The organism is Micromonospora sp. ALFpr18c (genome assembly GCF_008868155.1).
In the GTDB taxonomy this organism is placed as follows: domain Bacteria; phylum Actinomycetota; class Actinomycetes; order Mycobacteriales; family Micromonosporaceae; genus Micromonospora.
The window spans coordinates 1-14282 of record NZ_WBKR01000031.1 but is presented as its reverse complement, the minus strand read 5'-3'; the positions used below and the strand labels follow the sequence as shown (position 1 = coordinate 14282).

The window sequence follows — 14282 nt, the reverse complement described above, 5'->3', positions numbered from 1 at the left end:
ACGTCGAGATCAAGGGCTATGCGCTCACTTCATGGTATCCCGGGCAGCGGGACCGCGCCCAGGTGTAGCGAGAGGTGCCCCCGGTGGGGGACGCTGGAGGCCGAACAGCATTCCGCTCTCGAGACGCTTCAGGGGGTCCGATGGGCAAGCCGGACGCAGAGGGCCACGGGCCGTCCGACGGCCTGCCCGACCTGCCACCCGAATGGGGTCGCGTGGTCATCCCCGACGACGCCTCGGCGCTCGCCAGCGAGGCCGCACAGCTCCGCCGTGAGCTACGCCGCGCCGCCGGCCCACACCGGGCGCTGGCCCTGCCGATGCTGGTCCTGCTGATCGCGGTGCTCACCACGCTGGCCGGCCTGCTCGCCGTCACCTGGCCTCGCGCCACCCGCGGCACCGACCGGCCGACACCGACACCGTCCTCACCACCCGCGTCCCTCACTGGCCGGGCGTTGCCCGCGCTGGACCTGGTTGACGCCGGCCAGGCGCCGGTGCCGCTGCGCGGCCTGCTGCCCGCCATGATCATCCTGGTGGACGACTGCGCGTGCCCGGACGTCGTCGCCGAGGCCGTCGCCGCAGCGCCCGCCGGGGTCACCGTGGTCACCGTGACCGAAGGGCGGGCGGTCAGCACCCCACCGCCGATCAACGGCGTCCGGGCACTTGCCGACCCCGCCGGCGGGCTGCGCTCGTTCCTGGGGCCCGGTGCCGCGACCGCACTGCTGGTCGACCGCACCGGCGTGGTCACCCGGGTGCTGCCCGACCTCGGGCCGGTCGACGCGTACCGGGACGACCTGAGCGCCCTCGCCGCCTGACCGGCCCTCACCGCCCGACCGGCCCGCGCCGTCTGAGGGGCCTGCCTAGCGCGGAGGCAGGGCGACGAGCTGCACCTCGACGTCGATGGGCTGGTCGCCGACGGCCGACAGGGACACCCGGAACGGCCCGCCACCGGGCAGCACCTCGGCCGAGGCGACCGAGCCGTCGCAGTCGATGCGCGGCGGGCCGGCGATCTCGGCCCCGGTGCCCGTCACCGCCATGGCGCCCGGTCGGGTGCACCGGTACTGCAGCAGATAGCGGGAGCCGTCGTCGGACGCCTGCCTGGTCAGCCCCTGGCCCGGCGCGAGTTCCCGGTCCTCCCGCCAGATCGTCTGGTGGAACGACGGCAGGTCACTCCCCGAGGAGAGCACCCCCTCGTCGCTGTCGATGCCGGTGAGCGCGCCCGTCGTGGGGTCGATCAGCGACGGGCGGCGCTGGAAGCTGATGATGTCGCCGGTCTGCGGATCCACCCGCATCGTCACCCGCTCATCGAGCGCACCGGAGGCGACGACCCGGTCCAGGTCGGTGCTGACGCTCGACGCGGCCGTCGGCGGGCCGGCCGACCCGGCCGTCGGGGCAGGGGCGGCGGCCCGCCACCACCAGCCGCCCACCGCCAGCACGGCCAGGGTCACCCCGACCAGCACCACCGACCGCAGCCGATCGTCCGCCGTGTCCATGGTGCTGAGCGTACCGCCGGGCCGCGCGGAGATCACTCCTGTCGATCGAGAAGGGCCGCGTACAGGGTGAGGCCGGGGCCGAACGCCAGCATGACGATCCGGCGGGGCGCCGTGGCCGCGCGGCTGAGCCGATCCACGATCAGCAGCACCGTCGGCGAGGAACAGTTGCCGTGCTCGTCGAGCGTCGCCCGGGACGCCGCCAACGCCTGCGGCGGCAGAGCCAACTCCCGCTCCACCACGTTGAGGATCCGCGGCCCACCCGGGTGCACCGCCCAACCGTCCACCTCGGAACCGGTCGTGCCGTGCCGGGCCAGCAGGTCGTCGACCAGAGCACGCACATGCCGGGACAGCACCTGCGGCACCTTCGGCGACAACCCCATCCGGAAACCGGCGTCGGTCACGTCCCAGGTCATGTGGTCCGCCGTCGAGGTGTCGGTGACCGACGTGACCTCACGCAGCGCGTACCCCCGACCATCCGGCACCACCACGGCGGCGACCGCGGCGTCCGAGAAGAGCGCGTGCGAGACGATCTGCTGAGTGTCCACCCGGGCGCTGGACGGCTGGATGTGCAGGCTGGTCAACTCCGCGCAGAGCAGCAGCGCCGGACGCCCCCGGGCGGTGACGAAGTCACTCGCCGCGCCCAGCCCTGGCAGTGCTGCGTAGCAGCCCATGTGACCCACGAACATCCGCTGCGTGTCCGGAGCCATGCCGAGATCCCGGGCCAGCAGGATGTCCAGCCCCGGGGTGGCGTACCCGGTGCAGGAACAGACGATGAACAACCCCACGTCGCCGGCACCGAGCCCGGCCGCCGTCAACGCACGACCGACCGCCTCCTTACCCAGCGGCAACGCCTCCACCTGGTAGCGGCGCATCCGGCGTTCGGTCGGCCAGTCCGAGACGTCCTCCAACAGGGGATTGACGGCCGCCTGCCGCCGGGTCACCCCCGAGTTGGCGAAGATCCGCTGAGCCAACGACCGGGTGGTGCCGGAGAAGTGCCGGGAGAAGAAGCCCTCCCACAACTCGTCCTGCGAGGCCGACGGCGGCTGCGCCGTTCCGAGCCCCGCGATCACTGGTACGGGCACGATCCCCACCTCTCGTCCGAAGCTGTCCTCCCCCGGTCCGTCCCCCCGGCCATCGTGCCCGGCCGTCGCACCACCTCACCCGAGCCGCGCCGGCTCACCAACGCGGAGTCGATCCGTCGCGGTCCGGGTCGCCGCCCAGCGCGGCGATGCCCAGCCAGTCGGCGCAGACATCCGACGTCGCCGGGTGCAACGACCCGCAACGGGCGTCCCGGTAGAGCCGCTCCAACGGATGGCCGCGCCGCGTCGCCGAGGTGCCCGCCGCCTCCAGCACCGACGCCGCCACCTCGGCGGCCGTGGTGCCGGCGAGCAGCTTGGCCCGCCACACCCACCGGTTGGTCTCCGCGTCGCCCGGCGCATCGTCCACCCGGCGGGCCGCCTCGGCGACCACCAGCCGGGCCGCCGCGGTCGCCGCGTCCGCCCGCCCCAACCGCGCCCGCACCGCCGGCAGGCCGGCCAGGTTGCGGGCGTTGAGGTGCTCGGCCGCCGCGTCGATCGCCGCCTGGGCCACCCCCACGTAGACCGCCGCGTAACTCGCCACCAGCCAGTGCGGCATCAGCTGGGCGACCACCAGGGCCAACCCCTCCACCCCACCGAGCAGCCGGTCGGCCGGCACGGTGACGTCCAGGTGCAGGTCATGCGAGGAGGTGGCACGCATGCCGAGCGCGTCCCAGGTCGGCTCGACGGTCAACCCGTCGCCGGCCGGCACCAGGAACTGGGACACCACCGACTGGTCGGCGGCACTGCGCGCGGCCACCAGGTAGCCGTCGGCGTGCCCCGCCCCCGAACAGAAGGTCTTGCTGCCCTTGAGATGCCAGCCGCCGTCGGTCGCCTCGTAGACCGTACTCAGTTGCGAGAGCCGTGCGCCGGCACCGCGTTCGCTCATCGCGACCGCGTACCACGAACCCTGCGCCGCCGCGGTGAGCAGCCGATCCCGGGCGGCCAACGCCTCGTCCGGCACACCCAGCGCCTCGGCCAACTCCTCGGTGACGGCACCCAGCGCCCCGGTGACCGACGCGTGCATGTTGAACACCAGGGCCGTCGCGCCGTTGCCCCGGGCAAGCTCGGTGGCCACGGCGGAGTACTCGGCGAAGCTGGCGCCGAGACCACCCAGCGCCCGGGGCACCATCAGCCCGAACAGGCCGGCCTCCCGCAGGTCACGAAAATCCTCGACCGGGAAGGAGCCGTCCCGGTCGTGCTCCGCCGCCCGCGCGGCGAACCGCGGCGCCAACCGGCGGGCCGCCTCCAGCGCGTGCACCGTCATATTCGCCCCCTTCTCGGCGTCCATACCCCCGCCACGGCCGACTATCCCTTGCGGACCCCCCGGCCCTGGTAAAGCACGGCCGTGGAACGGGTCGGCACGATGCGCGGGGCGCGGCCGACCGCCACCGCACCGGAGGACCGGGACGCGCGGGCCCGCCGCACCAACCAGGCCAGCAGGCCGCCCACCTGCGGCCGAATGCCCCGCAGCCGCAGGTCGACGCCGTGCCGGGCGCACTCGGCCACCAGCTCGCGAGCGTCCACAAACAACTGTGGATCGTGGATGCCGCGCGGCACCGTCGGCAGACGCTCGGCGATGCGTACCGCGACGAGCCGCGCCAGCGCCGTGTCGTTCAGGGTGTCCAGCACCAGCAGGCCACCGGGGCGCAGCATCCGACACGCCTCGGCTACCACACGCGGCCACGCCGGCACATGTTCCAGCAGCTCGCCGGCGGAGACCACGTCGGCGCAGCCGTCCGGCAGCGGGACCGACGTGGCGTCGGCCTGCACGACGCGTACCCCGTGCTCGGCGGCCTGGACCAGCGCCGACCGGGTCAGGTCCACCCCGACATGCCGGTAACCCTTACCAGCCAGGTGTGGCGCGAGCAGGCCGGCGCCACAGCCCAGGTCGACGAGGAGCGCGTCGGGCCGACTCGCCGGCGGCACCAGCGCCGCGCGGGCCTCCGCCAGCCAGTGCAGCATCGCGAACGCGCCATCCGGCCGCCACCACTCACCGGCCAGGTCGTCGTACTGGCGCGGATCGTTGCGCGGCAGCACCCGGGGGCCGGTGGACGCCGGGGCCGCAGCCACGTCTCGCATGGCACGAGCGTGGCACGACTGCTCGGTAACGACCAGACTTCCCTTATGTCGTCGAGGGTGTTAGGGCTGGTCAGGGCGAGCCATCCGGAACCGGCCGCAGCGGTGACCACGGTGGCCGGTCTGCTGGCCTGGGGGGTGGGGCACCGACCGTCCGGAATCGCCTCGGTGGTGCTCGCCGTGCTGGCCAGCCAGCTGGCCGTCGGGTGGACCAACGACGCGCTGGACGCCGAGCGGGACGCCACCGTGGGGCGTACCGACAAACCGGTCGCAGCCGGCGCGGTCGGCCGGCGCACCACGGCCTGGGCCGCCGCGGTGGCCGCGGTGGCCTGCCCGCTGCTGGCGCTGACCACGAACCCCACGGCGGCGTTCTGGCTCACCGTCGCCCTGGTCTCCGCGCTGCTCTACGACTGGCCGCTCAAGGCCACCGCGTTCTCGGTGCTGCCCTACGCGGTCTCGTTCGGGGCACTGCCCGCCTTCGTGGTGCTGGCCCTGCCCGGCCAGCCGACCCCGCCGGCGTGGCTGCTCACCGCTGCGGCGTGCCTCGGCGCCGGCGCGCACTTCGCCAACGTGCTCCCCGACCTGGCCGACGACGCCCGCACGGGTGTGCGCGGGCTGCCGCACCGGCTGGGCGCCACCGGCAGCCGGCTCGCCGCCGCCACGCTCCTGCTCGCGGCGACCGCCGCCCTGGTCCTCGGGCCACCCGGGCCGCCGTCGGCGGTCGGCGTCGCGGCGGTCGGCGCGGCCGCCGTGGTACCGCCGCTGAGCTGGTACGCCGGTCGCTCGGCGCTCCGGGCCGGCCGGCGGCCGGTGGCGGCCTTCCGGGGGGTCATGCTGATCGCCCTCATCGACGTGGTCCTGCTGGTGGCGAGCGGTCGGGTGGTGTGACCGGCACCCGGGAAGGTGGCATTGCCGGGTCCGCGTGCGGGCCTCGATCAGCCCCAACTACCCTGGAGCGCGGTCTGCGCGGGTATGGCCACCGTGCCCGGCGTGGAGGCCGGGTGGGGATTGTGACGAGGAGGACCGACGTGACGCGCTCGATCAGGGGATCCCGGCGGGCGGCCCTGTTGCTGTCCGGGATCGCGGCGGCCAGCCTGCTGGCGTCCGGCTGCGGCACCGGTCAGATCGCCGAGACCGCTTTGAAGGAGCCGTCGATCCAGGGCGTCAACCTCACGACCAGCAACGGCTCGTACTCGGTGCGCGGCCTGCTGGTCGACTATCCGGGCCCCGAGGGCTACCGGGCCGGTCAGGACGCCCTGCTCAACGCCGTGATCTACAACGACTCCAAGGAGACGGTGACGGTCACCGTCACCACCGACAGCGCCCGCGAGCTGGTGATCAGCAGCGGTTCGGCGAGCCCGTCGCCGTCCGCCTCGGAGTCCGCGTCGCCCAGCGCGACCCCGTCCGATTCGTCCAGCCCGTCGACCTCCGGGTCCCGCTCGGCCAGCCCGTCGGCGACCCCCTCCGAGACCGGGTCGTCCTCGGCCACCCCGTCCGCCCCGGAGTCGGCGCGGGCGTCGGGTTCGGCCAGCCCCGCCGCGCCGGGTCAGCCGGCCCGCATCGAGCTGGCCCCGCTGAGCTACCTCCAGCTCAACTCCGAGGCCACCACGCAGCTCCGGCTGATCGGCCTGACCGAGGCGCTGCGTTCCGGCCAGAACGTCTTCGTTACCTTCGACTTCGGTAACGGCAACACGGTCAGCGGCCAGGCGCCGATCGCGGTGCCGCTCACCCCGGCGGCGCCTCCCTCGCCGATCATCGAGCGTGAGGGCGGCTACGAGGGCAACGAGGGCGGCACGACCCACGACTGACCCGGCACCCCGACATCGACGAACGCCCCGGCGTGGTGACCACCACGCCGGGGTGTTTTCGTCGTACGAGAGGGCTAGCGTCCTGATGTGACCACCTCCCGATCGACCTCTCCGCGCGGCGGGACGGCCGGTGCCCCCCGCGCTCGGTCCGCCCCACGCGATCCGCGTCCGGCCTACGAGTGCGACGCCTGCGGGCACCAGCCACCCAAGTGGGTGGGGCGCTGCCCGGAGTGCGGCGAGTGGGGTTCGGTGGTCGAGTCCACGGTGACCGGGCCGACCGTCTCCGGGCGGGTGGTCAGTTCCCGGATGCCGTCCGAGCCGGCCCGACCGATCGCCACCATCAGCGCCGCTCCGGCCCGCGCCCGACCCACCGGGGTGAGCGAGCTCGACCGGGTGCTGGGCGGTGGCCTGGTCCCGGGCGCGGTGGTGCTGCTCGCCGGCGAGCCCGGGGTGGGCAAGTCGACCCTCCTGCTGGACGTCGCACAGCAGTGGGCGGTGGGCGCCGGCAGCCCGTCGCTGGTGGTCAGCGGTGAGGAGTCGGTCAGTCAGGTGCGGTTGCGTGCCGAGCGGATGGGCACGCTGCACGACCAGCTCTACCTCGCGGCCGAGAGCGACCTGGCCTCCGTGCTCGGGCACCTCGACGCGGTCAAGCCGGGCCTGCTGGTGCTCGACTCGGTGCAGACCATCTCGACCACCGGCACCGAGGGGGTGCCGGGCGGGGTGACCCAGGTCCGGGCGGTCACCGCGGCCCTGGTGTCGGTCGCCAAGGAGCGGGGCATCGCCACCGTGCTGGTCGGGCACGTCACCAAGGACGGCCAGGTCGCCGGCCCCCGGGTGCTGGAGCACCTGGTGGACGTGGTGCTGCATTTCGAGGGCGACAAGCACTCCTCGTTGCGGCTGGTGCGCGGCGTCAAGAACAGATTCGGCGCGGCCGACGAGGTCGGCTGCTTCGAGATGCACGAGGGCGGCATCAGCAGCCTCGCCGACCCGTCCGGCCTGTTCCTGACCCGCTACTCGGAGCCGGTCCCCGGCACCTGTGTGACCGTGGCCATGGAGGGGCGTCGTGCCCTGGTCACCGAGGTGCAGGCACTGATCGGCGCGACGGTGGCCGGTTCACCCCGCCGCACCGTCTCCGGCCTCGACTCGGCCCGGCTGGCGATGGTGCTCGCGGTGCTGCAACGTCGTACGGAGCGCTTGACACTGCACGACCGGGAGGTCTTCGCGGCCACCGTGGGTGGCATCCGGGTGGTGGAGCCGGCCGCCGACCTGGCGGTGGCGTTGGCGGTCGCCTCCGGCGGGCTCAACCTGGCCATCGCACCGCACCTGGTGGCGATCGGCGAGGTGGGGCTCACCGGCGAGGTGCGTCGGGTCGGTGCGGTGCCGCGTCGGCTGGCCGAGGCGGCCCGGCTGGGGTTCAAGGTGGCGCTGGTGCCGCCCGGCTGTGGCCCGGAGAGCACCGGTGCCGGCCCCGGGCAGATGCGGGTGACCGAGGTCACCGACGTCCGTTCCGCACTGCATCATGCGGCGCGCGCGTCCGCCGAGTGACCCACCGTGCCGGCGCGGAGGGCGATACCGGACAGCACGCCGCAAGCGGGCAACGGTTGGAAGGGCGGCATCGTGACACATCACAGTAACCACGACAGCACCCACCGCACGGCAGTCCGTAGACTGTGCCCGTGCCGATCGACCGCGATACCACCAAGCCAGCCGGCGCGCCGCCCCACGCCCGCACCGGCGCCGTGGGCTCGCCCGCCCGCCCGATCAGCGTGAGCGTGACCGCGGGGGCCACCGGGAGCGCCGGGGACCCGCTACGGGCCAACCTCGCCCTGATGGCGCCCGGCACCGCGCTGCGCGACGGTCTGGAGCGCATCCTGCGCGGCCGCACCGGCGCGCTCATCGTCCTCGGCTACGACAAGGTCGTCGAGGGTCTGTGCACCGGCGGCTTCCCCCTGGACGTGGAGTTCTCCGCGACCCGGGTGCGCGAGCTGTGCAAGATGGACGGCGCGGTCGTGCTCTCCAGCGACGGCACCCGGATCGTCCGGGCGGCCGTGCACCTGATGCCCGACCCGTCGATCCCGACGGAGGAGTCCGGCACCCGGCACCGCACCGCCGAGCGGGTGGCGCGGCAGACCGGCTACCCGGTCATCTCGGTCAGCCAGTCGATGCGGATCATCAGCCTCTACGTCAACGGTCAGCGCCACGTGCTCGACGACTCGGCGGCCATCCTGTCCCGCGCCAACCAGGCGCTGGCGACCCTGGAGCGCTACAAGCTCCGCCTGGACGAGGTCTCCGGGACGCTCTCCGCGCTGGAGATCGAGGATCTGGTTACCGTCCGGGACGCGGTGGCCGTGGTGCAGCGGCTGGAGATGGTCCGCCGGATCGCCGACGAGATCGCCGGTTACGTGGTCGAGTTGGGCACCGACGGCCGGCTGCTCGCCCTCCAACTCGACGAGCTGATGGCCGGCGTGGACGCCGACCGGACGCTGGTCATCCGCGACTACCTGCCGGTCGGGCGCAAGTCCCGCACCCTGGACGAGGCGCTTGTCGAACTGGACCTGCTCGGCGCCACCGAGCTGATCGACCTGGTGTCGGTGGCCAAGGCGATCGGCTACCCGGCCGCATCGGACGCGCTGGACGCCGCCGTCAGCCCCCGTGGCTTCCGGCTGCTGGCGAAGGTGCCGCGGCTGCCGGTGGCGGTGGTCGACCGGCTGGTGCTGCACTTCGGCAGCCTCCAGCGGCTGCTGGGCGCGACCGTGGAAGACCTGCAGGCCGTCGAGGGTGTCGGCGACGCCCGTGCCCGGGGCGTCCGGGAGGGGCTGTCCCGGCTCGCCGAGGCGTCCATCCTGGAGCGGTACGTCTGATCCGGCTCAGCCGGTGATGGTGAGCTTCACGGGAGCGCTGAGCTTCGTGCCGACCCGGGCGAGCACCTGGTAGGTGCCCGCGGGCGGGAACGGCCCGGCCGCCAGGCCGTTGTCGTCGCAGCGGGTGGTGTCGCGCCCGTTCCAGCCCACCTGGTAGGAGCGCTCGAAGTCGGGCGTGAAGGACTGCACGTCGGAGCCCTGGACCTTGCCGCAGGTGTCGGACGACCAGACCTTCTCGGCACCTGACTTGATGAAGATCTCCTGAAGGTCGGCGCCGACGTTGCGGCTGCACGTCCTCTCGGAAACGTTCTTGATCTTGAGCTGGAGGTCGACGACCATCCCGCGCTGCACCGAGACCGGCCGTGCCACCGACGTCACGCTGATCTCGGCGTCGGTGCAGGTGCCGTCGTCCACCGAGCCGGCGGCCGTACCCGGCGGCGGGTTGTTGCTGGTGATCTCGGGGCTCGGACCCGTCGTGGCCGGATCAGCGGACGCGGGCACCGACGGGGCGCCGGTCTGCGGAGTCAGCACCGGCCCACCGGCCCCCGGCGGCGCAGCGGACGACGCCGAGGGCGACCCGCCCGCCTTCGGCCGGCCGCCGTCGGAACGACCCGAGCCGGTGCACGAGTAGAGCAGGACAATCAGGAAGAGAAGCCCCGCTCCGAGTACGACGGCGCGACGCCGCCAGTACACGGCGGGTGGCAGGGGGCCGACCGTCAGACGCATGATGCCCCCCACGGTAGCCGCGCGACGCCCAGCAGTCCGGCGCGACGCGCCGGAAAGGCCACGACCCGCCACTCCAACCCTCCACTGAGGACAGCAGCGGCGCGGGGCCCCGTTCAGAGGTAGACCTTGCGCTGATAGACCGCGTGCGCACTTGCCACCCGGTCCAGGAACAGCAGCCCCGCGCAATGGTCGATCTCATGCTGCAAGGCCCGCGCCTCGAAGCCGTCGGTCACCAACCGGACCGACTCCCCACTGCCCGGCAGATCACCCTCCACCACCAGCCGGCTGGCCCGCTTCACGTCCCCGGTCAGATCCGGCACCGACATGCACCCCTCCCGGCCCGGCTTCCACCGGGTGGCCTCCACCACCCGGGCGTTGCACAACACGAAGGTGCCGTGCACCGTGACCGCCTTCGGATGCCCCGTCACATCGACCGCGAAAACCTGGGCGCCCACCCCGATCTGCGGCGCCGCCAACCCGACGCAACCCGGCGAGACCCGCATGGTCGCCACCAAATCGGCGGCCAACCGGACCGTCTCCTCGGACGTCGGATCGACCACACCGCCGGCCCGACTCAACACCGGATGCGGGGCCGACACCACCGCCCGGATCTCGCCCTCGACGGACAACGACTCCGGCGTCCAGTCACCCAGACCGGCGTACGCCCCGCCCTGCCCGCCGGTCACAGCAGATCCGGGTCCGCCGGCCGGAGCGTGACCTCCACGCCCAACTCGGCAGCCGTCCGATCCAACCGGTCGACGAGCGTCTCGGCCACCCCCGCCGGCAACTCGACTTCGGCCAGCACCACATAGAGCGAGCCCGCCAAGCGGGTACTCAGATCGGTGACGTTCCCTCCCGCGTCCACCAGCACCCGGGTCATCGCCGCCACGATGCCCATCCGGTCCGAACCGTGCACCGCCATCACGTACGGCTCACCCCCCGGAGGCACCTCGCCGTCCGGGGTGACCGCGCGTACCGTCGCCAGCAGTTGACCCTCCGCGGCCAGCGGCGCCAACGCGGCCTCGACCTCCTCGGCGGCCGGACCGGTGCAGATCAGGGTCATCGCGAAATGCCCCCGCAGCCTCGTCATCGTGCTGTCGGTGAGGTTGGCGCCCAGCCGGGCCAGCACCTCCGCGACATCGGCCACGATGCCCGGCCGGTCCCGACCGATGACGGTGATCGCGAGCTCGTTCATCCGCGCATTCTCCCCGATCCGCCCGCCGCCGCCGCGACACCCCGCCCGATCCGCCCATCCAGCGGGAACACGCCCCGTGACATCATCGACGACGCCATGACTCAACCCGATTTCGCCACCCTGGTCAGCCGATGGTTCCAGCAGAACACCCGGGACCTGCCGTGGCGTGCACCCGGCGTCACCCCGTGGGCCATCCTCGTCAGCGAGGTCATGCTCCAGCAGACGCCCGTCGTCCGGGTGGTGCCGGCCTGGCAGGCATGGCTGGCCCGCTGGCCCGACCCGGCCTCGTTGGCGGCGGACACCCCCGCCGAGGCGATCCGGATGTGGGGACGCCTCGGCTATCCCCGCCGGGCCGTCCGGCTGCGCGAATGCGCCGTCGCGATCGTCGACCGGCACGGCGGCCAGGTGCCCGACCGGCTGGAATACCTGCTGGCACTGCCGGGAGTCGGCACGTACACGGCACGCGCGGTGGCCGCGTTCGCGTACGGGCAGCGGCACCCCGTCGTCGACACCAACGTACGTCGCGTGGTGTACCGGGCCGTGGCAGGTGAACCGGACGCCGGACCGGTCACCCGACCGGCCGACCTGGTCGCCACCGAAGAGTTGCTGCCGGCGCAGCCGGCCGCCGCGGCACTGGCCAGCGCCGCGTTCATGGAACTGGGCGCGGTGATCTGCACGGCCCGATCACCACGCTGCACGGCCTGCCCGGTCGAGTCGGTCTGCGCGTGGCGGGCCTCCGGCCAGGAGGCACCGGCCGGACCGACCCGTCGCCCGCAGCGGTACGCGGGCACCGACCGACAGGTACGCGGACTGCTGCTCGGGGTACTCCGGGAAACCACCGGGCCGGTGCCACACCAGCGCCTGGACCAGGTCTGGACCGACGACGTCCAGCGTGCCCGCGCCCTGGCGGGGCTGGTCCAGGACGGGCTGGTCGAACCGGTCGACACCGATTCCTTCCGCCTGGCCGGTGACGGCCCGACCCCACCGGCGGCAACCCTCACCCCCTGACCCACCCCGCCCCGGTCTGTGGCTGGTCGGCGGCATCAGCCTGAGCGGGATGAACGAGCGCGCACAGAAAGGGCGGAGCCCCGGTGGCTTGTGCCACCGGGGCCCCGCCCTTTGCTGCTGGTAGTGCTACTCGTCCGCGCCTGCGGTGGCGGTGCTGCCGCCGAGGTCGGCCGGCACGGCGTCCGGAACTTCCACCGGCTTCTCCGCGCCCCGGAAGACGAGCTTGGACTTGTCGATGTCGTTCGGGTCGCCCTCGCAGTCCACCACGACGATCTGACCCGGGGTCAGCTCGTTGAACAGGATCCGCTCGGACAGGTTGTCCTCGATGTCGCGCTGGATCGTGCGACGAAGCGGACGGGCACCGAGCACCGGGTCGAAGCCCTTCGCCGCCAGGTACTTCTTGGCGTTGTCGGTCAGCTCCAGACCCATGTCCTTGTTGCGCAGCTGCGTCTCGATCCGCTGGATCATGATGTCCACGATCGAGAGGATCTCGGTCTGGCGCAGCTGGTGGAAGACGATGGTGTCGTCGATCCGGTTGAGGAACTCAGGCCGGAAGTGCTGCTTGAGCTCGTCGTTGACCTTCTGCTTCATCCGGTCGTAGTTGGACTCGGAGTCCTCCGACGCCTGGAAGCCCAGCGACACCGCCTTGGCGACGTCACGGGTGCCCAGGTTGGTGGTCAGGATGATGACCGTGTTCTTGAAGTCCACGATCCGACCCTGACCGTCGGTGAGCCGACCGTCCTCCAGGATCTGGAGCAGCGTGTTGAAGACGTCCGGGTGGGCCTTCTCGATCTCGTCGAAGAGGACCACCGAGAACGGCCGACGCCGCACCTTCTCGGTCAGCTGCCCGCCCTCGTCGTAACCGACGTAGCCGGGAGGGGCACCCACGAGCCGGGAGACCGTGTAGCGGTCGTGGAACTCGGACATGTCCAGCTGGATGAGGGCGTCCTCGCTGCCGAAGAGGAACTCGGCGAGCGCCTTGGACAGCTCGGTCTTACCCACACCGGACGGGCCGGCGAAGATGAACGAGCCCGACGGGCGCTTCGGGTCCTTCAGGCCGGCCCGGGTACGCCGGATCGCCTTCGAGACCGCCTTGACCGCGTCCTCCTGGCCGATGACGCGCTTGTGCAGCTCGTCCTCCATGCGCAGCAGGCGCGAGGTCTCCTCCTCGGTCAGCTTGTAGACCGGGATGCCGGTCCAGTTGCCGAGCACCTCGGCGATCTGCTCGTCGTCAACCTCGCTGACGACGTCCAGGTCACCGGCCTTCCACTCCTTCTCCCGCTGAGCCTTCTGGCCGAGGAGCTGCTTCTCCTTGTCGCGCAGCTGGGCGGCGCGCTCGAAGTCCTGAGCGTCGATCGCGGACTCCTTGTCGCGACGCACCTGGGCGATGCGCTCGTCGAAGTCACGCAGGTCTGGCGGCGCGGTCATCCGACGGATCCGCATCCGTGCACCGGCCTCGTCGATCAGGTCGATCGCCTTGTCCGGAAGGAAGCGGTCGGAGATGTACCGGTCGGCCAGGGTCGCGGCGGCCACCAGAGCGGCATCGGTGATGCTCACGCGGTGGTGCGCCTCGTACCGGTCGCGCAGGCCCTTGAGGATCTCGATGGTGTGCGCCAGCGACGGCTCACCCACCTGGATCGGCTGGAAGCGGCGCTCGAGAGCGGCGTCCTTCTCCAGGTGCTTGCGGTATTCGTCGAGCGTGGTGGCGCCGATGGTCTGCAGCTCACCACGGGCCAGCATCGGCTTGAGGATGCTCGCCGCGTCGATCGCGCCCTCGGCGGCACCCGCACCCACGAGGGTGTGGATCTCGTCGATGAACAGGATGATGTCGCCGCGGGTGCGGATCTCCTTGAGCACCTTCTTGAGGCGCTCCTCGAAGTCACCGCGGTAGCGGGAACCGGCGACCAGCGCACCGAGGTCGAGCGTGTAGAGCTGCTTGTCCTTGAGAGTCTCGGGCACCTCGCCCTTGATGATCTTCTGGGAAAGCCCCTCCACCACGGCGGTCTTACCGACGCCGGGCTCACCGATCAGGACCGGGTTGT

General features: G+C 72.5%; 14 protein-coding genes. 6 read left to right on the top strand and 8 right to left on the bottom strand.

Features of this window, described 5'->3' with window-relative positions; genetic code table 11:
- Positions 1-140: 140 nt before the first annotated feature.
- Complete coding sequence (locus tag F8271_RS08890; RefSeq protein WP_151489217.1) at positions 141-809, top strand: hypothetical protein; 669 nt, start codon at positions 141-143, stop codon at positions 807-809.
- A gap of 45 nt (positions 810-854) precedes the next feature.
- Here F8271_RS08890 and F8271_RS08885 read toward each other — a convergent pair whose 3' ends face one another.
- The 4 genes from F8271_RS08885 to F8271_RS08870 all read right to left on the bottom strand — a co-directional run bounded on the left by F8271_RS08885 (position 855) and on the right by F8271_RS08870 (position 4645).
- The gene (locus F8271_RS08885; RefSeq protein ID WP_151489216.1) at positions 855-1487 is read right to left on the bottom strand and encodes a hypothetical protein; all 633 of its coding nucleotides are present in this window, start codon (positions 1485-1487) and stop codon (positions 855-857) included.
- Positions 1488-1519: 32 nt separating this feature from the next.
- Positions 1520-2578: a type III polyketide synthase gene (locus F8271_RS08880; protein ID WP_151489215.1), complete on the bottom strand. Its 1059-nt coding sequence runs from the start codon at positions 2576-2578 to the stop codon at positions 1520-1522.
- Positions 2579-2663: 85 nt separating this feature from the next.
- Positions 2664-3830: an acyl-CoA dehydrogenase family protein gene (locus tag F8271_RS08875; RefSeq protein WP_151489214.1), complete on the bottom strand. Its 1167-nt coding sequence runs from the start codon at positions 3828-3830 to the stop codon at positions 2664-2666.
- A gap of 41 nt (positions 3831-3871) precedes the next feature.
- Positions 3872-4645, bottom strand: coding sequence for a methyltransferase domain-containing protein (locus F8271_RS08870; protein WP_151489213.1), 774 nt, complete (start codon positions 4643-4645; stop codon positions 3872-3874).
- Positions 4646-4690: 45 nt separating this feature from the next.
- Here F8271_RS08870 and F8271_RS08865 point away from each other — a divergent pair, with 45 nt between their 5' ends.
- The 4 genes from F8271_RS08865 to disA all read left to right on the top strand — a co-directional run bounded on the left by F8271_RS08865 (position 4691) and on the right by disA (position 9311).
- The gene (locus F8271_RS08865) at positions 4691-5530 is read left to right on the top strand and encodes a UbiA family prenyltransferase (protein ID WP_151489212.1); all 840 of its coding nucleotides are present in this window, start codon (positions 4691-4693) and stop codon (positions 5528-5530) included.
- Between the two features lie 140 nt (positions 5531-5670).
- Positions 5671-6450, top strand: a complete 780-nt coding sequence (locus F8271_RS08860; protein ID WP_151489211.1) for a hypothetical protein — start codon at positions 5671-5673, stop codon at positions 6448-6450.
- Positions 6451-6537: 87 nt separating this feature from the next.
- Positions 6538-7995: a DNA repair protein RadA gene (radA, locus tag F8271_RS08855; protein WP_151489210.1), complete on the top strand. Its 1458-nt coding sequence runs from the start codon at positions 6538-6540 to the stop codon at positions 7993-7995.
- 131 nt (positions 7996-8126) lie between these two features.
- The gene (gene disA, locus F8271_RS08850) at positions 8127-9311 is read left to right on the top strand and encodes a DNA integrity scanning diadenylate cyclase DisA (protein ID WP_151489209.1); all 1185 of its coding nucleotides are present in this window, start codon (positions 8127-8129) and stop codon (positions 9309-9311) included.
- Between the two features lie 6 nt (positions 9312-9317).
- On the opposite strand, the gene F8271_RS08845 is transcribed toward disA, so the two are convergent.
- The 3 genes from F8271_RS08845 to F8271_RS08835 all read right to left on the bottom strand — a co-directional run bounded on the left by F8271_RS08845 (position 9318) and on the right by F8271_RS08835 (position 11232).
- A complete protein-coding gene (locus F8271_RS08845; RefSeq protein WP_151489208.1) occupies positions 9318-10037 on the bottom strand; it encodes a hypothetical protein in 720 nt (239 codons plus the stop codon).
- A gap of 113 nt (positions 10038-10150) precedes the next feature.
- Entirely contained in the window at positions 10151-10723 is a 573-nt protein-coding gene (locus tag F8271_RS08840) for a peptide deformylase (protein WP_151489207.1), read from the bottom strand.
- Complete coding sequence (locus F8271_RS08835; RefSeq protein WP_151489206.1) at positions 10720-11232, bottom strand: glycine cleavage system protein R; 513 nt, start codon at positions 11230-11232, stop codon at positions 10720-10722. The genes F8271_RS08840 and F8271_RS08835 overlap by 4 nt, the downstream gene beginning before the upstream one ends.
- A gap of 96 nt (positions 11233-11328) precedes the next feature.
- Between F8271_RS08835 and F8271_RS08830 the strand changes: the two genes are divergently transcribed.
- On the top strand, positions 11329-12240 hold the full coding sequence (locus F8271_RS08830; RefSeq protein WP_151489205.1) for an A/G-specific adenine glycosylase: 912 nt from the start codon (positions 11329-11331) through the stop codon (positions 12238-12240).
- Positions 12241-12366: 126 nt separating this feature from the next.
- Here the strand turns inward: F8271_RS08830 and F8271_RS08825 are convergent.
- Positions 12367-14282, bottom strand: a 1916-nt coding sequence (locus tag F8271_RS08825; protein WP_151489204.1) for an ATP-dependent Clp protease ATP-binding subunit, incomplete at its 5' end; no start/stop codon positions are given.